The sequence below is a fragment of the Microcoleus sp. A006_D1 genome, assembly GCF_036702805.1.
Lineage (GTDB): Bacteria > Cyanobacteriota > Cyanobacteriia > Cyanobacteriales > Microcoleaceae > Microcoleus.
Genome location: NZ_JAUBVZ010000009.1, coordinates 232,243 through 255,303, shown reverse-complemented (window position 1 = coordinate 255,303; position 23,061 = coordinate 232,243). Strand labels below are relative to the sequence as shown.

General features: G+C 45.1%; 18 protein-coding genes and 1 tRNA gene. 8 read left to right on the top strand and 11 right to left on the bottom strand.

What is annotated here, in order from left to right:
* Positions 1–89: 89 nt before the first annotated feature.
* The 5 genes from QUB68_RS18395 to QUB68_RS18375 form a co-directional block, all read right to left on the bottom strand.
* Positions 90–1,301 (bottom strand): M20 family metallopeptidase, encoded by a 1,212-nt coding sequence (locus QUB68_RS18395; protein WP_332995152.1) that lies wholly within the window; start codon positions 1,299–1,301, stop codon positions 90–92.
* Between the two features lie 227 nt (positions 1,302–1,528).
* Positions 1,529–2,236 carry a dethiobiotin synthase gene (gene bioD, locus QUB68_RS18390; protein WP_332995150.1) on the bottom strand — a complete coding sequence of 236 codons (708 nt, stop codon included), beginning with the start codon at positions 2,234–2,236 and terminating at the stop codon, positions 1,529–1,531.
* Positions 2,237–2,301: 65 nt separating this feature from the next.
* The gene (locus QUB68_RS18385; protein WP_332995147.1) at positions 2,302–3,975 is read right to left on the bottom strand and encodes a serine/threonine-protein kinase; all 1,674 of its coding nucleotides are present in this window, start codon (positions 3,973–3,975) and stop codon (positions 2,302–2,304) included.
* Positions 3,976–4,338: 363 nt separating this feature from the next.
* Positions 4,339–4,797, bottom strand: a complete 459-nt coding sequence (locus tag QUB68_RS18380) for a GatB/YqeY domain-containing protein (RefSeq protein WP_332995145.1) — start codon at positions 4,795–4,797, stop codon at positions 4,339–4,341.
* Positions 4,798–4,849: 52 nt separating this feature from the next.
* The gene (locus tag QUB68_RS18375; protein WP_332995143.1) at positions 4,850–4,999 is read right to left on the bottom strand and encodes a hypothetical protein; all 150 of its coding nucleotides are present in this window, start codon (positions 4,997–4,999) and stop codon (positions 4,850–4,852) included.
* Positions 5,000–5,102: 103 nt separating this feature from the next.
* On the opposite strand from QUB68_RS18375, the gene QUB68_RS18370 reads away from it, so the two are divergent.
* Both QUB68_RS18370 and QUB68_RS18365 read left to right on the top strand, forming a co-directional pair.
* Positions 5,103–6,095 (top strand): ribose-phosphate pyrophosphokinase, encoded by a 993-nt coding sequence (locus QUB68_RS18370; RefSeq protein ID WP_332995141.1) that lies wholly within the window; start codon positions 5,103–5,105, stop codon positions 6,093–6,095.
* A 385-nt stretch (positions 6,096–6,480) separates the two neighbouring features.
* A complete protein-coding gene (locus QUB68_RS18365) occupies positions 6,481–7,701 on the top strand; it encodes a DUF3747 domain-containing protein (RefSeq protein WP_332995139.1) in 1,221 nt (406 codons plus the stop codon).
* A gap of 444 nt (positions 7,702–8,145) precedes the next feature.
* Here the strand turns inward: QUB68_RS18365 and QUB68_RS18360 are convergent, their stop codons facing one another.
* A complete protein-coding gene (locus QUB68_RS18360; protein ID WP_332995138.1) occupies positions 8,146–8,358 on the bottom strand; it encodes a hypothetical protein in 213 nt (70 codons plus the stop codon).
* A 115-nt stretch (positions 8,359–8,473) separates the two neighbouring features.
* On the opposite strand from QUB68_RS18360, the gene QUB68_RS18355 reads away from it, so the two are divergent.
* From QUB68_RS18355 to avd, 5 genes are all read left to right on the top strand, one after another.
* The gene (locus tag QUB68_RS18355; RefSeq protein WP_332995136.1) at positions 8,474–9,742 is read left to right on the top strand and encodes a hypothetical protein; all 1,269 of its coding nucleotides are present in this window, start codon (positions 8,474–8,476) and stop codon (positions 9,740–9,742) included.
* On the top strand, positions 9,724–10,746 hold the full coding sequence (locus QUB68_RS18350) for an AAA family ATPase (protein ID WP_332995133.1): 1,023 nt from the start codon (positions 9,724–9,726) through the stop codon (positions 10,744–10,746). The genes QUB68_RS18355 and QUB68_RS18350 overlap by 19 nt, the downstream gene beginning before the upstream one ends.
* Complete coding sequence (locus QUB68_RS18345; RefSeq protein ID WP_332995130.1) at positions 10,727–11,848, top strand: hypothetical protein; 1,122 nt, start codon at positions 10,727–10,729, stop codon at positions 11,846–11,848. Before QUB68_RS18350 ends, QUB68_RS18345 begins: the two co-directional genes overlap by 20 nt.
* Positions 11,845–13,473 carry a formylglycine-generating enzyme family protein gene (locus QUB68_RS18340; protein ID WP_332995128.1) on the top strand — a complete coding sequence of 543 codons (1,629 nt, stop codon included), beginning with the start codon at positions 11,845–11,847 and terminating at the stop codon, positions 13,471–13,473. The genes QUB68_RS18345 and QUB68_RS18340 overlap by 4 nt, the downstream gene beginning before the upstream one ends.
* A gap of 245 nt (positions 13,474–13,718) precedes the next feature.
* Positions 13,719–14,057: a diversity-generating retroelement protein Avd gene (gene avd / locus QUB68_RS18335; RefSeq protein ID WP_332995126.1), complete on the top strand. Its 339-nt coding sequence runs from the start codon at positions 13,719–13,721 to the stop codon at positions 14,055–14,057.
* A gap of 453 nt (positions 14,058–14,510) precedes the next feature.
* Here avd and QUB68_RS18330 read toward each other — a convergent pair whose 3' ends face one another.
* From QUB68_RS18330 to QUB68_RS18310, 5 genes are all read right to left on the bottom strand, one after another.
* Positions 14,511–14,846, bottom strand: coding sequence for a XisI protein (locus QUB68_RS18330; protein ID WP_332995124.1), 336 nt, complete (start codon positions 14,844–14,846; stop codon positions 14,511–14,513).
* Positions 14,834–15,250: a XisH family protein gene (locus QUB68_RS18325; protein WP_332995122.1), complete on the bottom strand. Its 417-nt coding sequence runs from the start codon at positions 15,248–15,250 to the stop codon at positions 14,834–14,836. The genes QUB68_RS18330 and QUB68_RS18325 overlap by 13 nt, the downstream gene beginning before the upstream one ends.
* A gap of 183 nt (positions 15,251–15,433) precedes the next feature.
* Positions 15,434–16,324 carry a hypothetical protein gene (locus tag QUB68_RS18320; protein ID WP_332995120.1) on the bottom strand — a complete coding sequence of 297 codons (891 nt, stop codon included), beginning with the start codon at positions 16,322–16,324 and terminating at the stop codon, positions 15,434–15,436.
* The gene (locus QUB68_RS18315) at positions 16,302–20,606 is read right to left on the bottom strand and encodes a DEAD/DEAH box helicase family protein (protein WP_332995117.1); all 4,305 of its coding nucleotides are present in this window, start codon (positions 20,604–20,606) and stop codon (positions 16,302–16,304) included. Before QUB68_RS18315 ends, QUB68_RS18320 begins: the two co-directional genes overlap by 23 nt.
* A 323-nt stretch (positions 20,607–20,929) precedes the next feature.
* A tRNA-His gene (locus QUB68_RS18310) sits at positions 20,930–21,002 on the bottom strand.
* A gap of 370 nt (positions 21,003–21,372) precedes the next feature.
* Between QUB68_RS18310 and QUB68_RS18305 the strand changes: the two genes are divergently transcribed.
* Positions 21,373–22,917 (top strand): serine/threonine-protein kinase, encoded by a 1,545-nt coding sequence (locus QUB68_RS18305; RefSeq protein ID WP_332995113.1) that lies wholly within the window; start codon positions 21,373–21,375, stop codon positions 22,915–22,917.
* The last annotated feature ends 144 nt before the right edge of the window (positions 22,918–23,061 follow it).

Here is a 23,061-nt window from a genome sequence, read left to right as displayed (position 1 = left end):
GTCGGCGGTTGAAACCGCCCCTACACAAACAATGTCCGCCTCCGCGGACTAAGAAGGGTAAGGTGCGCATTGCGCACCTACAAATAAAGCTAACCGCAAAATGTTTCTACGCAGCGCACAAACATTTCTACACCCATCCCCAAGGCAGTTTCATCAAAATCAAAACGCGGGTGGTGGTGCGGGTAAGCTAAGTTTTTCTCGGGATTTGCTGAACCTAAAAAGAAATAGCAACCGGGGACTTTTTGCAAAAAGAACGACATATCCTCACCGCCCATTGTTTGACATTCCGGCACGATTCCCGCAGGAGTTTCTACAACTGATTCGGCTACGCTGCGTACTAAGTCAGCCATGCCCGAATCGTTGATGACTGGCGGGTAAAGGGCGCAATAATCGAGTTGGTAAGTTGCGCCGTGACTCTGACAAATTCCGGCAATTACTTGCTCGATGCGCTCAGAGAAATAACCTCGATATGTGGGATTGAAATAGCGCACTGTGCCGCCGATTTGGGCGGTGTCGGCGATGACGTTGTGGGTGTGGCCTGCGTGGAATTGGCCGACAGTTACTACCGCTGAGTCGATCGGGTCAATGTTCCGTGCGACAATTGCCTGTAGGGCGCTGACAATTTGCGCCGTAACTACGATCGCATCTACAGTCTGATGTGGCATTCCGCCGTGCCCGCCTTTGCCAAAAATCGTGCAGTCAAAAACTTCTACAGCCGCCATCAGCGCGCCGCTGCGAACGCCTACAGTGCCTAATGGTAGATTGTTCCACAAATGCAAGCCGACGATCGCATCAACGTCAGGATTCTGCAAAACTCCGGCTTCAATCATCGGTTTTGCGCCGCCCGGGCCTTCTTCAGCGGGCTGAAAGATGAATTTTACCTTACCCGAAAAGCTGTGTTTGTGCTTGGCGAGATAGCAGACAGTACCGAGGGCGATCGCAGTATGGCCGTCGTGGCCGCAAGCGTGCATAATACCATCATGCTGCGATCGATAATCCACCTCATTTTCCTCTTGAATCGGCAAAGCATCCATATCAGCCCGAATTGCCAAAACCCGCCCCGGTTTGCCGCTGTCTATCGTTGCGACAACACCCGTTTTAGCAATATTAGTTTGATGCTCTACTCCCCATTCCTGCAACTTTTGCGAGACAAACTGCGCCGTTAAATTTTCATCAAAACTCAACTCCGGCTTTTGGTGCAAGCGGCGGCGCCATTCGACTAGCTGAGGCTGCAAATTTCTAATCTCCAGCCGCAATTGAGATAAATCGACATCAGTTAAATTCGGTACAGTAGAAACCATGTTTTTTTCTCCTTTTTTTAATTATGAACAATTTGTAAAACTCTCTCTTTTCTTTCTCTGCGCTCTCTGTGTTCTCTGTGGTTAAAAAAATCTTATTCAAAAATCAAATATAAATGCAATGTCAATCCTATTTGAGTTGTGCCGGAGATTTTTTTTGGATGAACCGCAGAGGGCGCAGAGTACGCAGAGCAAGAGAAGAATGAGCAAGAGAGGTGTTGAGAATAGGGTTATTTAGCAATTTTAGAAACTAAATTAACTCCCGGCAATAATCGCTCTAAATCCAATTCTGAAGCTGATGCCGCTAACTTAGTCAGGTCATTTGGATCATCTAAATGCGGCAAAGTACCCAACACAGGCATTTGAGTCAGCGACTGGATTAAATCGATCGGTGTCCAGTCGGCAATTTCTTGTTCCGAACAAGCTTGAACGCAATTGAGGACAATGCCTCTAAGCTGAAAGCCTGTGTGTCTGGCGAGGGCAACATTCGCTACAGCTTGCCCGATCGCCCCCAGCCTCACAGGCACTACCAAAACTCCCCTCAACCGCCAATCCCTGGCAATATCAGCCACCGTCAATTCCCGCGTTACAGGCGAACCCAGCCCTCCCAAAGCTTCCACCAACACAAAATTCTTGCGCTCACAGAGACTTTGCAGCGTCGTCCAGACCTTTTCGAGTTCGATCTTTCTCCCCTCGCGTTCGGCAGAAATCGGCGGTGCTAGAGGCGCGCTAAAGTGCAGCGGATTGAGTTCTTCGGGGGATTGGTCGAGTGTAAATAAACGGGTGTAGAGTTCGCGATCGCCCGTGCCGGTTTGCAACAGCTTCATAATTCCCAAACTGCGATCGGGAAAATACATTTGCCAATAAGCAGCCAGAGCGCTCGTCAAAACAGTTTTGCCCGCGTCAGTATCAGTTCCAGCAATCAGCAGCGAGTTCATTGGCAAATAGCTAATAAGTAATTGGTCGTTGGCCTCAACCTTAGTCTAGGGGAATTTTGCCAGAACTAGGGTGAAGGCGAGGGTGCGGGAGTTGGCGCGGGCTCCGGCGACGGTGCGGGAGTTGGCGCAGGTTCCGGCGACGGTGCGGGAGTTGGCGCAGGTTCCGGCGACGGTGCGGGAGTCGGTGCGGGTTCCGGTGACGGCGCGGGAGTTGGTGCAGGCGTCGGTTTGGGCGCGGGAGCCGGTGCAGGCGTCGGTTTGGGCGTCGGTTTGGGCGCGGGAGCCGGCGCCGGAGACGGTTTGGGTGCGGGACTTGGTGCGGGCGTCGGTTTGGGTGTCGGAGTTGGCGCGGGCGTCGGTTCTGGTGTCGGTTCCGGCAAAGGCGCTGGGCTTGGTTCCGGCAAAGGCGCTGGGCTTGGTTCCGGCAAAGGCGCTGGGCTTGGTTCCGGCAAAGGTTCTGGGCTTGGTTCCGGCAAAGGTTCTGGGCTTGGCGTTGGTAAAGGTGCTGGGCTTGGCGTTGGTAAAGGTTCCGGCGTTGGCGTTGGTAAAGGGTCTGGGTTTGGTACCGGAGTTAGTCTCGGCGTCGGATTGATGACTGGTGGCGCTGTGGGAGTGGGTTTGGGCGTCGGTTTGTTGAGAAATGAGCCTACTAATGCCCAGGAACCGAAGCCTGTCAAGATGACTAAGCCCGTTAGCAGTCCGATCGCAGCCATGGGATTGTCCCAAAAAGAGCCGCCAGCCGGCTCAATTAGCGGGTCTGGCTGGTTTTGCGGGCCGGCACTTAGGGGCACCATCGGCTCGGGTTCCGGCGGCCTGCCCACGGCTACCGTTGCGATTAGCGAAGCATTTGACGGCACTACTACTGACGCGGGCGGTACAGTTTGCTGGTTAGACTGAGGATTTGTTTGGCCGTCGAGTGCTTGGGCGACTTCGCTGACAGATTGATATCGATCGCCCGGAGAGCGATTTAACATCCGATTCAACACCAAAGCTAAACCCGCGCTCACCTGCACTCGCTGCTGCCAATTCCAGTGCAGCGTTGTTTGATCGAGCAATTCCTGCGGTTCTTTGCCTGTCAGCAGGACGATCGCCGTTACAGCTAAAGCATACAAGTCGCTGCTGGCTGTGGCGCGCCCGCTTTGCAACTGTTCCATCGGCGCGTAGCCGATTTTACCGACTGTTGTCGCGTGGGCTGTTCCTTCGGGAGACTGGACTTTGGTGGCGAGTTCTTTCACCACTCCAAAGTCAATCAGTACCGGCAACTTGTCGTTTTCCCGGCGGATGATATTTTCCGGCGAGATGTCGCGGTGGATGATGCCGCGGGCGTGGATGTGAGCCAGTACCGGCAGCATTTGCCGGATAAATACTAAAACTTCGGCTTCGCTGAAGGTGCTGCCTTTGTTCGTGCGATCGAGCAACAGTTCGCGGTAAGTCATCCCTTCCACGTAATCCTGCACTAAAAACAAACGTTGATTCTCTTCAAATATTGCCCGAAACTGGGGAATTTGCGGGTGTGCAATTTGGTAAAGTATTGCCGCCTCTCTTTGAAACAATTCCTTCGATTTTTCCAAAACGTAAGGCCCGCTTTGCATCGGAATCAATTCTTTCAGGGCGCAGCGTTCTTGAAACCGCCCCAAATCTTCTACTAAATAAGTGCGACCAAATCCCCCTTGACCTAAAATATTTACCAAGCGGTAGCGGTTTTGTAGGAGAGTTCCAATAGCAATAGGTGGCTGCATAAGTTTAAGTAGAAACTGTTAAATAATAGGCGATCGCTGGCAGACTTAGTAATCCTAGGTCTTTAATGCCCAAGAGCTTACTTCACTGTCTGTAGTTCCCAGTCCCGACCAAAGTTAGCATTTTACATTTTTTTGAGCAAATTTGAGAAACTGGGTGCTGGTGGGCGATCGACAATCAGGGGCAACCACGGGGGGTTTGCCCCTACGTTATGGTTCTTTTGGGGCGATCGCAAAGGGGAACCCCAGGGGATTTGCTACTACATTCTTCCTGCTTTCCTGCCAACCGCCAACCGCCAACTACCAACTGTCAACTGCCAACTGTCCACTGTCCACTGCCAACTGTCCACTGTCCACTGTCAACTGTCAACTGTTAAGCTTTGCTTTCACCATGTCTTGAATTCTGTTACCGTCTGCTTTGCCTTTAAGCTGCTGCATTGCCTTGCCCATCACCTTGCCCATCTCTTTTGCAGAAGTAGCGCCCACCGAGGCAATCACTTCGTCAACCACTTGACTCACCTCTTCATCTGACATCTGCGCCGGCAAATACTCTTCCAGAATTGCCAACTCCGCTTCTTCTTGTGCCACTAAATCTTCGCGGCCACCTTTGCGGTATTGGTCGATCGAATCCCGGCGCTGTTTGGCTATCTGCATCAAAATTTCCAATTCTTGAGCTTCCGTCAGCGTGTCTTGGCCGGAGGGACGGAGGCTGACTTCTTTTTCGAGAATAAATTTCTTGATGCCGCGAACTGTTTCCAAGCGAACTTTGTCCTTGGACTTCATGGCTGCTTTGATTTCTGCGTCAATGCGTTCTCTTAAGCTCATCGATTTCTACCTTGGCTTGCTGTATCAAAAATCTGGAGTATGCCTCCGATTCTTAACTTTTTTTAGTGTATTTTTCAAGTTTATTGCCTGTTGGTGGCATTTTATCGGCATTAACCGGGCTGTCTTCGGCTTTTAACCGAATTTTGGCGGCTGTACTTCGAGTATCTGCCTCAAATTGACGATCGCCAGAATTTTTAGGCATCGGACAACACCCCAAACATAAAATCTATCAAAATAGTGGCTGAATATTTCTAGTTTCAGATGGTAAGATAGCGGTTAAATAAACGTCCTGCAAGAGGCCTGCTGTGATCCGTTCTGCTACTTTACCGCTTCCGCTTCCCGAGCCGTCGATTTCCGCCCACGACCGTCTGCGGCTGTTCTCCGGTTCTGCTAATGTTCCCCTCGCCCAAGAGGTGGCTCGCTATCTGGGGATCGATTTGGGGCCGATGGTTCGCAAGCGGTTCGCTGATGGGGAGCTCTACGTTCAAATTCAAGAATCGATTCGGGGTTGCGATGTTTACTTGATTCAGCCAACTTGCTGTCCGGTAAACGATCGCCTGATGGAATTGTTAATTATGATCGATGCTTGTCGCCGCGCTTCCGCCAGACAAGTTACTGCCGTGATTCCCTACTACGGCTATGCTAGAGCAGACCGCAAAACAGCCGGTAGAGAGTCGATTACTGCGAAGTTGGTCGCTAATTTGATTACTGAAGCTGGAGCAAATCGCATTTTGGGCATGGATTTGCACTCGGCTCAGATTCAAGGTTATTTTGACATTCCCTTCGATCACGTTTACGGTTCGCCTGTGCTTTTGGATTATTTAGCGAGCAAGCAGTTGACGGATATTGTTGTGGTTTCACCGGATGTTGGCGGAGTTGCTAGGGCGAGAGCGTTTGCCAAAAAGCTGGGCGATGCTCCCCTGGCAATTATTGACAAGCGCCGCCAAGCTCACAACGTTGCCGAAGTGATGAACCTGATCGGGGATGTCAGAGGCAAAACGGCCGTGTTGGTGGACGACATGATCGATACAGCGGGGACGATTTGTGAAGGCGCGAAATTGTTACGTCGCGAGGGTGCGAGGCAGGTTTATGCTTGTGCTACTCATGCGGTGTTTTCCCCTCCGGCGATCGAGCGTTTGTCTAGCGGAGTCTTGGAAGAGGTAATTGTCACGAATACAATTCCTGTCCCTGAAGAGCACCGTTTTGCCCAGTTGACAGTGCTTTCGGTGGCGAATTTGCTGGGCGAAACTATTTGGCGGATTCACGAAGACAGTTCTGTTAGCAGTATGTTTCGCTAGACAGGAAAGACTTTTTTTGAATGTTTGTTTTAAGGTGCGTCAACAAGCGTGTTACGCACCGTTTTTTTAGAGGTTCGCAGTGAGGACTTTAGTCCAATGGCACAAATAATTAGAACGGGCTAGAAGCCCATTCCACAATTTGTTTCTATTGTGGGACGTTGCTCCGAGCATCGTCCAAAAACTTGATAAAAAAGACTTTTGCAATCTTGTCTTATAAATTTTATGAGAATTTGTATTCCTCACTACGAACGAATTTTATGGTATTTGCCCGATCGCACTTGAGATCGCCGGAACAAGAGATGGTAAAATTCTATCTTGTTGTCTCAAGAGCGCGACCTTTTCATATTATAGATAGGTCTCAACAAGGGGTAAATAGGGAAAAACTATGAAACATTCACTCGTAAGAACAGCAGCCGCACTCGTCGGTTCAGCAATTTTAACACTGGGGGCGATCGCTCCGGCGAAAGCATATACATTTGACGAAACCGATATTAACCAAGATCGAGTAATTGCGATCGCACAACCGGGCGGTCTGACCGGCTACCAATTACTAATTGTAGAACAGGTGACAAACAAGCGGCAATGCTGGAGCGAAAGCGGCTCTAATCCCGTCGTAGTCAATCCGTTATTAGCTACTTTTGATTTCACCGGCATTTGCGGCCGCGCCACCGACAGCAACGGCTTTTCTATTCGGATGGCAGGCACCGATTTAGGCTTAAAATATAGTCTAAGTGTGCAAAGCATTGATGGCAATGTTTTACTAATTGGAACTTCCATCGATCCCAACGTTCAACCGATAATTATCGGCCGCACAAACGGCCAGGCTGATGGCTTTCTGAAAATCACTCTCGATCCTGCTTGGCGCTTCAGTAAAAGAGCTTACCAAGGCAAAGTATTAGGTCACTTTTATTTTACTAGCAGTCAACCCGCACCGGGAGAAATCGGAAATACCGGAGGCAATACTGGAGGAAATACCGGAGGAAACACCGGAGGAAACACTGGAGGTAATACATTCGGAGATATTGCTACCGATATCTACGCTTCCGAAATTAAAGAAGCTGTGGGCCTTGGATTTGTCGCCGGATTTGCTCAAGATAATACCTTTAGGCCACAACTTGCTGTTACCAGAGAGCAATTGGTATCTTTAGTATTGGAATCTTTGAAAGGAATACAAGGTGCTAATATAACATTTCCTAGCAATGTTTCTACCCGTCCGTACAGCGACGTTGATAGCACGCGCTGGAGTGCGGGGAAAGTTCTATTTGCGCGAGACAACAAGATAGTCAGCGGTTATAAAGATGGCACTTTTAAACCTACGCAGCCAGTGACTCGGGCTGAATTGATGGCTGTGCTGCGAAGAGCCTCAGAATTTGGTTTGTCTGCGCGGGGAATGCAGCCAAATTTAATTGGTAAAGAGCCTCCTAAAACTTTTTCGGATACTCAGAATCATTGGGCTGCTGCTATTATTAATCAAATGTCGGGTTATTGTTCTGTTGCTTCCGCTGTTAACGAAGTTGGAACTCGGTTTGCTCCTGATGATTCTGCAAAGCGGAATTACGCAGCGGCGGCTACTTTGCGGATGCTGAAATGCGTTAAAGCTCAGTAGTATTATTGTAGGTGCGTCAGGAAAGGAAATCCTAAGTTTTTTTCTAGTAATCTTAATACTGACGCACATACAGAATGTAATACCAATTTAAAAAAATCGTGCAGAATCAAAAATTATAAATTTTAACCTGTAGGGAAACGGCACTGCTGTGTCCGGCGAGGAGTTATGCCAATGACAGATAATTTATATACGGTTAATAACCGTAGCAACAATTTTTCACGCATGGTATAAAATACTAGAACCTAGAAACCAGCTAAACCAAAATGCTATAGGGACGGGTTCACCAACTCAAATCAATAATCTCCCCGCCTCCAACCCTGATCTGACATTGTAGTTTGGGTTCTGGAATGGCGGCGCACAGCTAACAATGATAGAGCTGTCGCACCCTCCACCCGATATTTCTGCATCAGTCATGGTACAATATCGGGTGATTAAGTCCTAGTTTTACTTGTCCTTCTTCTTCTTCAGCAATTCCAAGAGGGTCAGCCCCCCAACCTTGAAAACTTCAGCGGATTTCTTGCACAACTCTTTCTGCTCAGGAGAAAGCGTTGGTTGGAAAGCCAATGACACGGCTGTAACTCCAGAGGAGAAGGTTAAGGCCGAAGCTAAAACGATAGCAAGGATTGGATTGTTAGAATTACGTTTATTCTTATTCATGTGAATGGCTCTATGTCTGGGATATTTATAGTTTCGCAGGTCTTAAATTGATTGAAAATGCCCAATAAAAAATTACTTTCAAACTGATCATTGACAAATAGGAGCGGATGTAGTAATGGGTTGGAAAGTGCGATCGGGCAAACTGACAAAAGTCAAGCAAAAAGGCGGTACGACGCAGCAGGTTCGTTTCGCAATTGCCAAATATAAAATCAAACAAGCTTTGGCTGTTAGCGGGAAAGCACTGGAAGATGGACTAGATATAGCAGACTTTCAAGAATTAGCTCAGAATGGTATCTTGATTTGTGACGATCCTAAAAATCTCCAGATTGGGGAGATGAAAGAATTAAAGAAACAGAAATTCAGCTTAGAAGAAATTAGGGATTACTTCATTAAAAAATATAATGGCATGGATCTGAAATGTTTTATTGATACATACTTGAACACAAAAGATGATATTACCACCTCAACTTTGAATAGATTTATGGGTGGAAAAGAAGCAATTAAAGAGGAAGCTTTTAAGACTATTTGTAATGTTTTGGAGCTTGATCACAAGAAAATAGGTATGAACGAAACAAAAATTCCTGAATACCATAAAGAACTAGAAAGTTTACTGTGGCAGTTAAACCATACACAGCAAAGTACAAGATTTAAACAGTTAGCCAAAGACTCTCATAATTTAGTCTGTTTAAAATTTAGCCAGGTTCCAGAGACGAAGATTCCTATATATTGGTTAATACAAACTTTGGTTCAACCATTTGATGACAGTCTAGAAAAATTCACAATCGAGCTTAATAGTGGGATTGAATCAAATTATAAAAAAGGGCTAAATAAAATTGTTGAAAAACTCAAACTTCATGGAAAACTGAAGGAAAAGAAAAACCCTGACGCGATTGCTAATGAAATTCATAAAAAAATGTTGAAGAAAAAAGAAACGACAGTCTTATTATTTTTAACTGAGGAGGGAAAGTATGTATCAGATTGTGATGAATTAGTCAATAATTTGTATAAAGCTCTAGAAAAATTATTTGTCAAACAGAAACCACCTCAAAAACTCTTGATGGTATGGATTGACTTGCAAGCATCATCTCAATCGGAGTCCAATGCTGTTGGGGATGATGGCAATGATTCTATTTACAATGAAATTTTTGCTAGTTCTAAATTCAACAGGAATGATATAATAGACTGGACAATTTGTGACAAGGTGAAGTTATTTATGAATGAAACCATAAAGCTTTCATCAGATGATCCATCGTTTGAAACTAAAATTAGCAAGATATGGGATGAAAGCGAAGAAGGAAAACCAGAATGTTTGCTGAAATCTTTTTATAGTCTTTTTAACTTAGAACTGGAGTATCATCAAAGTGTATGGCAAGACAAACTGTAGAACCAAATAAGTCTCAACTTCAATTCACCGGCGACATCAAATATCAGCCCAAAGCTGGCGATCAAGATCCAAAAACAGGAGAAACTCTTTATCCCTATTTAGCAGATGTTAGCGAGAACTTGGTTGAGGCTGTTAACTTGGCGATTAAGCTGAAAAGACCATTGCTGCTGGAAGGGGAACCGGGCTGCGGTAAAACACAGTTGGCTAAAGCTGTTGCTTATGAATTTAGTCAACGCTATAACGATAAAGTTGAATGGCCCTATGCAGATTGGTGTGTTAAATCCACAGAACAAGCGCGAGATGGCTTGTATATGTATGATGCTGTAAGGCGGCTGTACGATGCACAGCTTGCATCGATAGATGACGCAGCAAAGCAACGATTTATTGACTCCAAGCATACAGATTATATCAAATGGGGAGCGCTTGGCAATGCTTTCAAAGAATCCCAAAATGATCGGCGCACGATTGTCTTAATTGATGAAATTGATAAGGCTGATATTGATTTTCCTAACGATTTACTTTTGGAACTTGACGAAAAACGATTTGTTGTTCGAGAAACTGGAGAAGAAGTTCGCACGAAAGTAGGGTTTGAACCAATTATTTTTATTGCTAGTAATGCTCAAAGAAAGTTGCCTGATGCTTTTTTGAGGCGCTGTCTTTATCATTATGTCGAATTTCCTAAAAAGGAAGATTTACGCAGAATTGTTCAAACCAGAATTGGCAAAGAATGGTCTCTAAAATTAACAGACAAAGCTCTGGATAGATTTTTAAAGATTCGTGAATCAATGGAGGAGGAAAGAGGAGAGTTTGGTAAAAAGATTAGCATTAGTGAATTACTAGATTGGTTTATTGCCTTGGATTTGTTACCCAAGTCCAAACGTGAGGAACTTTTAGGAAAGGAGAAAATACCCTATGCTAGTACATTACTCAAAAGTCGAGAGGATTTGCAACTAATCGTTGGGGACTCAGGAGATGGAGATGAAGATGAAGACGACGATGACTGAAGTTAATCTGCCTTTCTATGAATTGTTTAGCCAATTGCTGCGGGCAGAGTTTCATTTGGGTATTTGTGATTACACTTTACTGATGGAGGCTTTGGACACTGATGTTTATTCATTAGAACCAGAATCTGTTAAGCAATTGCTAAAGACTCTTTGGGTGAAAAGTCGCTCTCAAAAAATACAGTTTGATGCTATTTTTGACCGCGCATTATCTAGATATACTCAAAAGGTTGATGCTGATGATGATGATTCCAAGACGAAATCAGACACTGCTAATTTGGTGACGGAATCGCCACGGGATACTCCAGAAAAAGATATTATTATCGAAAAATCGAAGGGGAAATCTTTCTTTTTTCCAGCTACTTCTCAATCACCAGTCAATACTTCTGTACCAGAAAATCGTGAAGTTGTGAAAGCTATCAAAACATATCAACAAGATTTGAGGAGTTTTAAGCCCACGGTTAAGCCGAATGATTATTTGCCTGTCACTGAACCACAAATGGTACAGGGTTGGTACAATCTTAAACGCTCAATTCGCATGGGAACTCGATTAGAATTAGATGTTGATGCTACTATCGAACAAACGAAACGTCAAGGTAAATTAGTTTTGCCTGTGATGAGTCCGCGCCGACTCAAGTATAACTCTCTATTGTTGTTGATTGATCAGAGAGGTTCTATGCAGCCGTTTCATGTTTTGTCTCGGCAGTTGGTTGCTACTGCTCAACAAACCGGATGTTTGACTTCTGAGTCTTGTTATTATTTTCATAATTATCCTCACGATGAATTGTATTGCGATTCGCAGTTTAATACTGAAATTCCTTTAGAACAAGTTATCGCTGGGCTTTCGTCTCAACACACAGTTGTTTTGATTTTTAGTGATGCTGGTGCAGCAAGGCGAGATTATACTCCCAGGCGGATTCGTGAAACTCAATCGTTTTTGGAGCGCTTAAAACGAGAAGTGAAAACAATTGTTTGGTTAAATCCTATCCCAACAAAATCTGCTTGGGAAGATACAACTGCTGGGGAAATTGCTAAATCTAAAATTATGCAAATGTTTCCCGCAGATAGTAAAGGCTTTCAAAGAGCAATTGAGGTGCTGCAATGACTGAATTTATAGCGACTGGTAATGATTTAAAAGAGATAGAGGCTATTAAGCGAATTGCAGCATTTGAAAAACGTTTTGATAGGGTTCATCTGGAATTTGCTCGTCGTGCAGCTTTTCCCTTGGCTTTGACACCGGATTTGCTTTATCGTTTGCGGGATTATTTGTTGCAGCATGACGAAAAATTGCAAGTGCCTTGGATTGCAGTTTCTGATTTGCTATTGTCTGGTTTGTGCAGCGAAGTTGATGAAGAACTCTATGAAATGGATATCACGGTTCGTAAGGTGCTTTTACAAGAGTTGACTCAAGAGTATTTGTGCAAACTATCGACTAATTTTTTTCTAAAATATGTTAAGCGAAACTTTCATTCAAAAATTCCTGGGTTAAAACAAGCGCAGCGCTGGACAGCTTTAGCCTATGTAAACCCGGAGAAAGCAGCAAAAGAATTAACTCTGAAGCTTAGTCAATTATTGCAACAGCCAAATCTTAATCAATGGTTGCAGAAGTCGTCGTTAGTAGAAACTTTGGCTGAGCCTCTGCGAGCTAATTTTCAACCTTTGTTGACTCTAGCAGACGCAATGAAGCAAACGGCTCTAGGCGATTACACAAAAGCAACTGAGTTGTTTGATGATTTGCCCAAAACAGCAGAAGGAGAAGTTGCGCTGGTGGCTGGAGTGGAAGTTGATTTGCCATCCCATCCCATCCCCGCTAAAACTTTCACGTTTGAAACTGTCATGGTTAATCCTGAAGGTGAAATTATTCAACGCGAAACCAAAACAGCTTCATACTTTACTGAAGATTTACACGATGATACCAGCTTAGAAATGGTTTATATCCCTAGGGGTAGATTCTGGATGGGTGCAGCGGAAACGGAAGCAGAAACCTATGACGATGAAAAACCTCAACATCAGGTGACAATCAAACCGTTTCTGATGGGAAAATACCCGGTTACTCAAGCGCAGTGGCTAGCAGTGGCTAAATTGCCCAAAATCCAGTATGACTTGAAACCCGACCCATCTAATTTTAAAGGTGAAAACCTGCCTGTAGAAAGGATTTCTTGGTATCACGCCGTGGAATTCTGCGCTCGCCTCTCGCGACACACTGGTAAGCCTTACCGCCTTCCTAGCGAGGCGGAATGGGAATACGCCTGTCGCGCCCGGACAACTACACCGTTTCACTTTGGGGAAACGATAACGACAGATTTAGCAAATTATGATGGCACAGATGACAAAGAGAACAAGTGGTCTGGTTCCTATGGTCAAGGGCCTAAAGGAATTTACCGCCAAGAAACAACGCCTGTGGGTAGTTTTGGGGTAGCCAATGCCTTTGGACTCTATGATATGCACGGAAACGTCTGGGAGTGGTGTGCAGACCCTTGGCACGATGGTTATGACGGTGCGCCTACCGATGGTACGGTTTGGGATGAGACTTGTAATGATAATCGTTATCAAAATATTGATTTATTAATCAACGTTGACGAAAAAGATAACCGACCCCGGCTGCTGCGCGGCGGTTCGTGGTACTTCAATCCGCGCTATTGCCGTTGTGCTTGTCGCGACCTCAATGCGCCGGACGTCGACCTCAACAACTTCGGTTTTCGAGTTGTGTGTGTGGCTGCGTGGACTTAATCGCTCTTTACACTTTTACCCTCTTGCTCTTTACACTTCTTAATCTTTTCACTTTTTAGGTCGCCTCTGGTGACTCGATTTTTTTTTTGCAAAAATGACACTAAACGTGGTAGTATCTTGGAATGGACTAAGTAGGTTCAGTTCAGACAGTTACAGAGACAAAACGATGTGAAGAACAAACACTGCGATTGCTTCGCGAAGACGCTCGCAATGACAAAAAAATATTAACTAAATCGCATTGTGTCATGGACGAATTGCCAATCATTCAAAGAACCTACGATTTAATCAAATGGTATGTACCAATCTTGAATCGGTTGCCGAGAGACCATAAATTCTTCTTGGGTGATAGAATAATTACTAGATTGTACGATCTGCTCGAAAAGCTAATTCAGGCTCGATATACTAAGGAAAAATTGATAATTTTAGAACCACTCAACAGTAGTTTAGATATTGTCCGACACCAGACCAGGCTTTTATTAGATTTTGAGCTGGTGAAAGCCGAGCGGTATGAATATGCCAGTAAATTAATCAATGAAGTTGGCGTTGAACTGGGTGGCTGGATTAAACAACAAAAGAATCGATAATTAATATAGATCAATAATGTTCAGCCCCGGAGATCCCCCCTAACCCCCCTTAAGAAGGGGGGGACAAGAGAATACTCAAAGTCCCTCTTAAATAGGAAGGAACAAGAATTTACTCAAAGTCCGCCTTCTTAAGGGGGATGCGAGGGGGATCTCCGGGGCTAAGTAGTTTTATTTTAATTGAACCGTATTGAGGGATAGATAACATGAAGCGATATGGTAATTTATGGTCAGAGATTATCGAATTTGAGAATTTGTTAGCCGCAGTCAAGACAGCCCAAAGGGGCAAACGGTTTCGTGATAACGTCCTAGCATTTAACTATAATTTAGAAACCGAACTAAGGTGAGTTGGGTAGCCTGGTAGGTGGTGACATCGAACGGTTGCTCGATTCTGTAAGTTGGCTGTATGGTATTAATAGAAACGAAAGGATAAATCCTTTGTCAATTTTCAACGGTTTAAGCTACACCATAATCAGTATATGGTCGTTTGTATGGCGGTTGCAATCCCAAAATAATATCCTCTCTCGGCACTCCCATTTCAACTAATTCCTCCGCTGGATTTTCCTCTGTCAAATTTTGTTGAAGCCAGATTTTTCCATCTTTTATATCAATGTGAATGATGGTTTGATAAATCCGGGTTAAGTGTTCCCAGCCGACATTCATCCACTGATAATGATCTCGTTCTGTGTCGCAGATAAGTTGCACTTCGACTTCATCATCAGAAACATCATCTTCGGCATAACGGGTGATTAATGTCTGAACGTATTGACGATATTGAGCTAGTTTGTCCATTGCACAATTACCTCATTTTTTGAATCGTATACGATTAGAAATACCTGATACTGTTGTACCGCAGCTTGAGTAAATTCAGACTGAAAAAATGTTTTATACACGTCAATTGGTACTGCCAAGTACAATTTCCGATTAGGTTCAACAGATGCCAGCCCTAGCCGATAACTGAGAAATTGTCCCAATGCAGCATAAAAGTCTGTAATTGCAGAGGGATTAAGGAAGCTTTTGATTTCGACTGCAATTTTCTCCCCTCCTCGCTCCGCTGCAACTAACTTTTCTGCTCCCAAATAGACCTGAAAGTTAACATTGCCAAACTTAAACCTTAGTGGATCGGCAGTAATCACCCACTGTTCTTTTTCAAGAGCTCTCTTTACGGATTCGTGGAAGGTATCTTTGGCAGACACAAATTTAATCTCAGCACGATCGCATACAACTATAAATTATAGCGAAATCACAGTATATTGTCAATCATAACTAAGAAGAAGGCGGGTTTTGTACATAAATTGTCTGCTTGATGTTGAGATTTTCGGCTAAACCCGCCCCTACCGCCCTCGAATCAAAAACTAAGAATGCGGCGGGTTTTTTCCTTATTCCTTCTTTTTCTTTCTTGCTGCTGTAGATGGCTGTTTGCGAGTTTTTTTAACCGGGATTGTCTCTGACTCAGGCTGTGCAATTTCTTCGGTTGATTTGCACAATTCATTCAACAATTTCTGCTGGGATTCGATCTCATTCAGCCGATTTGATGCTGTTTCTAATATTTGCTTTCCTTGTCGGAGTTGAATAGTAGTTTTATTGGCGATCGCATCCAGCAACACAAAAACTGATACAATTTGCCAAATGTCCAAATCATCGCCGATGACATCGCACTTAGAGACGATTTTGCCGTTTTCTGGGGCGTGAATCCCTAAGCCGGAAGCTTGGATCAGTGGCTGGATTTCTGCTATGCTTAAGTCCGCAAGGTCGCTAATTTGATGTTCAAGCGATATTAAATCTGCTAAATCTGGTAAGTTGACCGATTCTGCGGGTAAAGCATCGAATTTGAAGCTGAGAGTTTGGTTTAATGGATCGGAAATGGCGTATATTGATTGGATGTGCGATCGACTAACTGCACCTTGATCTAAAAAATCTTTACCTAGAGGCGCTAACGTAATTTTACCATTTTCCGCCACCTCCAAAATCTCCAATTTAACCAAATTCGTCGCCGCAGTCTTCACAAAAATCTCATCCAACCCCAGCAAATCCGCCAACTCCTGCAAAGTTGGCGCAGGATCAAACTCAACACCAGCCCGCAAAATAAACTCTTCCAATACATTAAACTCGCGCGGTTCACTAATCGCCACCTCCAGCGGAGTTTGGCGGATAGCAAAGCGGAATTGACAGGCCGCCAACACTGACAAACCAGGGTTTTGCTGCTCAATTTGTGCCGCTAGCGAACTTAAATTCGCGTCAATTGGTTTAGTTGAGGACGCTAGCAACATCTACAAAACCTCCGCAGTGACGCACCGTTTTTGAAACTTCCTGATACATTTTTCCGACAGTACCTGTTTGTTGCGTAAATAAATCGTGACAGCCGACAACTATCAGCAATTCCTGAGCACGGGAAAATGCCACATTCACCCGTTCCGGTTCCTTAGCAAATCCAATATCGCCCCTAACATTATTGCACACTGTGCTGACAATAATCACAGGTCTTTCCATGCCTTGAAATATGTCAACCGTACCAGTGCGGATACTCAAAGAAGGGAATCTTTCTGCTTCTATTCTATCTTTAATTGCGTTCAGTTGAGCACCGTAAAAAGTGATAATCCCGATTTCCTTCGGAGGTTCACCCTCTACCATTTTAGGCCGCCAAGCGGTTTCCATCTGTTCGCACAAAAGCTCGATCGCGTCAATCTCCTTCACATTCAACCGCGAAGTACCCTGTTTCCCCTCTTCAAACCCTTGTCCCACGGGCGTTTTCACCCACAGGATATGATTGTGTTCTTTAATGATGTCACCTGCGAGATTGTGCGCGCGTCTCGTGTCTGCTTCCAGAATCCCACAGTTGAGCTTTTGCTGGTAAAACTGATTGATTGCGCCCATAATTTGCGGGTGCATTCGGTATTGAGTTGTCAGCATTTTTTTGATACCGTCGCCAGCACTTTCAAACAATATTTTGAACAGCGATTCTTTGATAAAACTAAGTTCATCTCCCGTACAACCAATATCTTCGGCGATATCGTCGATCGTACTTTGATTAAACATCGGCGGTAATTGCCTGTGATCGCCCACTAATACTAATTTTCTGCCCTTCAAAGCGGGAATTAATAACTCTGGTGGAGTGCATTTACTAACTTCGTCAATGATCACTGCATCAAAGCTGGGAAAGTTTTTGCTAAAATCGAAACTCGCAGCTTGCACGCAGGTAATGCCGATCACGTTCGCGTTGTCAATATAAATTTGCTTTAAATCATTGCGGTCTTTTTCCGATGGATTGCGGAGTTTTTCAATCCAATCTGTGACAAAGTTTTGAGAACGTTTGAGGGCTATTTCTTCTCGTTCTAATTCCCGCTGCCAATGTTTGAATAAACGCTTGATTTTACTTAAAAAATCTACGCTGAATAATCCGGTACTGGGGACTTCAGGCTGGTATTTATCCGGGATAGTTTGCCATGCTGATTCCCACCAAGTTCTCTCTACAATTAACTCTGCTGTTGGTTGCTGTTGTTGGAGTTGAGCGGTAATCTCGCTCAATTCTGCTTGAAGTTGCGCGAGTTGCTCATGCAAAGCTGTGGAGGCAATTTGCAGCGGTGATAATTGCTCGTCAAGAGTAGTTTTGATGACTTCCAAAATTGCGAACGGATCTAAGTCAGCAATGGATTTTTCAAGCTGAATCAGACTGGTTTTCCAAACATCAATCTGCTTAACAAACTGCTGCGGTTGTTCCCAAATATTTGACTTTTGGGCGAGATATTGAGAGGCTAAGATCCGCAACTTTTCCGGTGCGTTTGGTAGTTCGACAATTGCTTGCAATTGATTCGTAACTTCGCTAATTTTTAAGTTAGCTTCTTGCTGCGCTGTTTCTACTTGAACTTGGGCGGCGGATATTTGCTGCTGACTGACGGTTTGACCGATTTTATCTAATAACTGTTGCTGTTTGATCAGTTGTTGTTCGGTTTCGGTTTTTAGGGGAACTATGCACTGACGGGCGTTTCCGAGGATGCTGTGCAGCAATTCTTTGACTAGGCGATCGAATGTTGCCTGGATTTGATTTGGCTGTAAGGATTCACTGTAAAATTGTTGGATGTTAGCTAAAAAAGTGCTGGCTTTTTCGATGATAAATTTGCGCTGGCTGGCGCTGACTTGGGAATAGCTGGCGAAGTCTTTGGCTAGTTGTTGCCATTGCGCGCGATCGCCCGCAGAGAGCACGATCGGCGTTTGACTCAAATTTAGGTGCAAAAACTCGCTAAACCGGAACTGCTGCCCTTGAATGTCCTTAAAACCTGCGGTGGCTTCGTGGGATAGCGCCTGTCGCAACCGATCCAAATCGGGCAAACTGACTTTACACTTCGGCGGGACGATCGGCATTTTGAGCTGGCGAGCAATTTTCAGCAATCCTGCGGGCAATTCTACCATATCATCCGTAAGCATCGCGCCCGTTTCCCAGCAAGCTTTCACCACTTCATACAATCCCGTATCTGCTGTCTCAATCCATCCCGCAACGGCGACGACAACCGCCGCAATTTCGGTTTTTCGCAGTTCCAAATTACTGATTTTCTGTTCGAGATTGTGGCGATGTGTCTGATTTTGCTTGTCGCCCAACTGTAGCTGATTCACCGCATCCGACAACTGGCGCGACACCCGCAACGACTCCGCAACCCCTGACATCGCGTGACAAACATCCTCAGCCCGATCGCACGCCGTCTCAAATTCGGATAATTGCGGTGCTACAGTTTCCCGCAACCAAACCGCAATCCCAAACGCGCCGCAAATAGGGCGATCGAATCCTATTTGAATAGCATGATTGACGCAAATCCGCACATTTGCCATAAAGTTTTCTACTAAAACATTGCCTTCCGAATAAGGTTTTAGTTTCGGCATAAACTCGGCAACTTCCGAAGATTCCCAGTTAATCTCCGGCGCAGATAGCAGATTGGCCAGCCCATCAACTAAAGATGCAATCTCGCTTTTGGCAGTTAAACTTAGTTGATATGCTGCTGTTTGCGCGCTCAACCTTTCCTCAATATCTGCCTGACTATCGTGGAGATGTTTTAATCCCTTAAAAAAATCTCTCTCGGCGGCAGAATAGGCATTAAATCTGTCGAAGTCTGCCACCAACTGCCGCAAAGATGTGACATTAATCTGGCGCTGCGATAGCTTTTGTTCGCAATCAGTCGCCGTATTTTGTAGCCAAGTGCCGATCGCATTTTCCTCCAAAAACGGCTGGCCCTCTTCCTGCACCTTATGAGCTTTTCCCTTCCGCAAAGCCCGAATCGCCGGATTGTGCACTAATCGACTCAAAGCATTATCAACCGCTAAATTGGCCTGGGAAGCAATCAGCGTTTTCCCGCCCTGACGCGCAATTTGATAGCAAATTTCCGCAATCACCGTCGTTTTTCCGGTTCCGGGCGGCCCTTGAATTAGAATTAAATCCCGCGCCGAAAGCACCATTTCAACGGCGGCGAGTTGATCATCATTAGCATTCCGATTTAATAAGTCTTCCCGATCCAACTTAACCAGTTTATCGGGAGATCTCGCCTGGGAAGAGTCGAATAAAAACTCGCTCAAATAAGGATTTTGAGCGCGCCCATCCGTCAGCATTTTTAAAGCTTTCTTTTTGCGATCGATCTGACTAATATCGCCCGCCGCCTCAAAGTACAAAAATCCTTGTTTGGGAAGTTGATATCTGCCGCCCGCCAGGCGATCGCCCAAATCAACATCTAACTTAATCCGTAATTTACCATGATCAAACTCAATTTCGGCAATGCTACCTAAAGTCTCGCCATCGCGCGAACTTCTGCTTCCGGGCGGCGAATCAAACAAGATAATATCTTCATTTCTGGCTTTTTTCAGCCTTTCGCGAAAGTCGCCGATTTGTAAGGGATTTTCATCGTAGCCGTCAAGAGTTGCAGAATTGCGATCGATTTCAAAAGTAACGATTTTGAAGCCGGAACCGTAGTTGTGCGCGCGGAAAGGTACGCAAAATTGACGCGCTTCGGCGATGCGTTTTTCCACATTTAAGAAAGTGTGCCAAACTTTTAATTGTTCGGTAGTCGGTATGTGTCTGTCGTCCCAAAATGGCATTTGTTGGACGCGGGCGATCGACTTTGCGGGAATTGGCGATCGACTTTTGGGCAAAAGTCGCAACTGCACCGGCAAAGCATAGCCATCTTTTCTCCCTCTAGGAATCGCCACCAAACCAGCATCCAGCAGTTTCAACCCGCCGATTCCATCTTCTGTGCGTACAGTTGCTAGCAGGCGTAAAGTGCGATCGGCTTTTTGCAGCAATTCCGGTAATTTAAAATCATCTCGATCCGTAGCAATCAGCAATTCCCAGATTTCCTCTTCCGAAAATCTCTCATTTACCTTTTGGCGGCGCACATAAAAAAGACTGGGGGATTTGCCGGCTATCTCCGACATCAGAAGTTCCGCCCGATCTCTGCATTCCCAATCGCAATATTTCGCTAAAGCCGCGTCTCCTTCAACTTGGCCAATAAACTTACTAATTGTGCGATCGCCACTAAATTTATATCCCCAATCTTCTGCTACTAAAGATGGCATATTTTGATTTTGGATTTTAGATTCTGGATTTTAGATTGGATTTAAGATTAGCACATCAGAACTTGCGCCGACAGAACCGCTAAATCCCAAAGATTAAGGTGCGCGCACAAACACCATACAGCTTACTCATGTCAACTCGCTTTTTCCGAAGCCTCGATCCCCCTAAATCCCCCTTAAGAAGGGGGACTTTGAGATCGCTCTTGTCCCCCCCTTCTTAAGGGGGGCTAGGGGGGATCTAGACTTCGATACAAACCAGAGATACAAAAGCTTTGAGGCATCTACGCACACAACGCGCGTCTGCATCTGCACAATAAAATCAAAAGGGCGAATGATGGGAATTGAACCCACGAATGGTGGTACCACAAACCACTGCCTTAACCACTTGGCTACACTCGCCATAACGTTTTTAACTATAGCATCAGATATCAGCACAAGTCTAGGGGTAAGGCAAAAATATTTTGAAATATTTCTGAGCGTCCCTGAACCCGACAGATCAATTGCGGCTCCAATTCCAGGCACAGCAAGAGTTTAGCACAATTTTTCCTTTGAGAAAGCTGCAATAATCCCGCTTCCTGAGTAATCACGCAGCTTGGGATCAGCAGGTTTCCCAGCGTCCCGATTCAGCCCAGCGGATTAAAATAGTCTCATAGCCCAGACTACATCAATTCCCTCATCCTTCCCTTCTTTCTTCCTTAGCGCCCTAGCGCTTACGCGCGGCTTCGCCTAAAGCGCCAACGCGGTTCGTTTAAAAAAATCCAAAATCAATATGAGTTACTGCCTAAATCCAGAATGTCAAAAACCCGAAAACTCCAACACCGCAGAACTTTGCTTAAATTGCGGCTTTAACCTGTTGCTGAGACAGCGATATCGCCCGATGCAACTCCTAGGTAGAGGCGGATTTGGCAAAACTTTCCTAGCAATTGATGAAGACATCCCCTCGCACCCCCGCTGTGCAGTCAAGCAATTTTATTTTCATGACAGAGACCCCGAAATTCTCAAAAAAGCCGTTGAACTATTCCACCAAGAAGCAGTCCGTTTAGACGACCTCAAACACCCGCAAATTCCCAAATTATTAGCCTGCTTCAAACAAGAAAAACAAATTTATTTAGTTCAAGAATTTATAGAAGGGCCGACTCTAAAACAAGAATTAGACGAGAGTGTATACGATGAAAATAAAATTTTGCAACTGCTGCAAGACCTATTACCAGTGCTGCAATTTATCCACGATAGCCACGTCGTTCACCGCGACATTAAACCAGAAAATATTATCCGCCGTCAATCGGACAATAAACTTGTATTAATTGATTTCGGCATTGCCAAACTACTGACTGATTCAGCCATACTGCGTCCAGCAACGCTCATCGGCAGTCAAGATTATATAGCCCCCGAACAAATGCGTGGCAAAGTATTTCCTGCTAGCGACCTTTACAGTTTAGGCGTGACTTGCATTCGCCTAATGACGGAAGTTCCGCCCTTGGATATGTACGACTGTAATACTGAACGCTGGTGGTGGCGCGACTTTCTCCCCAAAGGCACAAGTATTAGCAACGAGTTAGGTGAAATTTTAGATAAATTGCTGCAAACTCATCTCAATCAGCGGTACGGTTTTGCTGAGGAAGTTTTGCAAGATATCAATGCAGCTTTAGATATTCGCCCTCAAGTTTTTCTTTCGCTCAAAATGCCGTTAGCAAAGCCCTCGCAGAGGATCGCCCCTACTCTCATTGATAGCCCCAACTCAGCTAATTTCGACGCGCCACAAACTCCTGATGCTCCGATTTTACCGACAAAATCCGCCGCCAATTCCGCAGAAACTTTGTCCTTATCTGTGACTTCAAATCTCGATCCGACCATGATTTCGGCACGGGGAGTTGATTATACCAGACTGCGGGATTTTTTGTCAACCAAAAAGTGGAAAGAAGCCGATCGCGAAACCTGGGATCTGATGTGTCAGTCTCTTTCTCTGACACCGGGAACTCTCCTAGAAATCAGCCAAATCAATCAGCTACCGTGCGAAGACTTGCAAACAGTCGATCGCCTGTGGCTACATTATAGTCAAGGTCGGTTTGGCTTCAGCGTCCAAAAGCAGATTTACGAAAGCGTTAAGGGAGATTATATCAGATTTTGCGATCGGGTAAACTGGCCGACATACAACTCTGCTATCGCTTCAGGACAAATTAAATTTACTCAAAAAGCACCAATCGGACACCTCCCGTCTCGCAGTTGGGTAGGCGGCATTCAGTGGGTGCGACACCTCGATGCCCTGTCAGCAAAATTAACCGAGTGCAACAATAATGAGCCTGCTAAATCGTAATCTTGTGTACCAAATAACTAAGTAAAATTTTATATTTTAAATCTACCTGAAAGCAGAGAAATGGCTCCCGCTAGATGTATCCAGCGAGCGAGGTTCGAGGTTCTCGCTTGTCGCACAATGGATGCTGAAGGTAAACACAGATAC

Bases quoted from the DNA above. Each gene is read 5' to 3' on its own strand.
- QUB68_RS18380 (WP_332995145.1), bottom strand. From the start codon at position 4,797: ATGAGCTTAAGAGAACGCATTGACGCAGAAATCAAAGCAGCCATGAAG.
- QUB68_RS18345 (WP_332995130.1), top strand. From the start codon at position 10,727: ATGAAGACGACGATGACTGAAGTTAATCTGCCTTTCTATGAATTGTTT.
- QUB68_RS18340 (WP_332995128.1), top strand. From the start codon at position 11,845: ATGACTGAATTTATAGCGACTGGTAATGATTTAAAAGAGATAGAGGCT.
- QUB68_RS18320 (WP_332995120.1), bottom strand. From the start codon at position 16,324: ATGTTGCTAGCGTCCTCAACTAAACCAATTGACGCGAATTTAAGTTCG.
- QUB68_RS18385 (WP_332995147.1), bottom strand. From the start codon at position 3,975: ATGCAGCCACCTATTGCTATTGGAACTCTCCTACAAAACCGCTACCGC.
- QUB68_RS18360 (WP_332995138.1), bottom strand. From the start codon at position 8,358: ATGAATAAGAATAAACGTAATTCTAACAATCCAATCCTTGCTATCGTT.
- bioD (WP_332995150.1), bottom strand. From the start codon at position 2,236: ATGAACTCGCTGCTGATTGCTGGAACTGATACTGACGCGGGCAAAACT.
- QUB68_RS18355 (WP_332995136.1), top strand. From the start codon at position 8,474: ATGGGTTGGAAAGTGCGATCGGGCAAACTGACAAAAGTCAAGCAAAAA.
- avd (WP_332995126.1), top strand. From the start codon at position 13,719: ATGGACGAATTGCCAATCATTCAAAGAACCTACGATTTAATCAAATGG.
- QUB68_RS18375 (WP_332995143.1), bottom strand. From the start codon at position 4,999: ATGCCTAAAAATTCTGGCGATCGTCAATTTGAGGCAGATACTCGAAGT.
- QUB68_RS18350 (WP_332995133.1), top strand. From the start codon at position 9,724: ATGGCAAGACAAACTGTAGAACCAAATAAGTCTCAACTTCAATTCACC.
- QUB68_RS18315 (WP_332995117.1), bottom strand. From the start codon at position 20,606: ATGCCATCTTTAGTAGCAGAAGATTGGGGATATAAATTTAGTGGCGAT.
- QUB68_RS18330 (WP_332995124.1), bottom strand. From the start codon at position 14,846: ATGGACAAACTAGCTCAATATCGTCAATACGTTCAGACATTAATCACC.
- QUB68_RS18365 (WP_332995139.1), top strand. From the start codon at position 6,481: ATGAAACATTCACTCGTAAGAACAGCAGCCGCACTCGTCGGTTCAGCA.
- QUB68_RS18395 (WP_332995152.1), bottom strand. From the start codon at position 1,301: ATGGTTTCTACTGTACCGAATTTAACTGATGTCGATTTATCTCAATTG.
- QUB68_RS18305 (WP_332995113.1), top strand. From the start codon at position 21,373: ATGAGTTACTGCCTAAATCCAGAATGTCAAAAACCCGAAAACTCCAAC.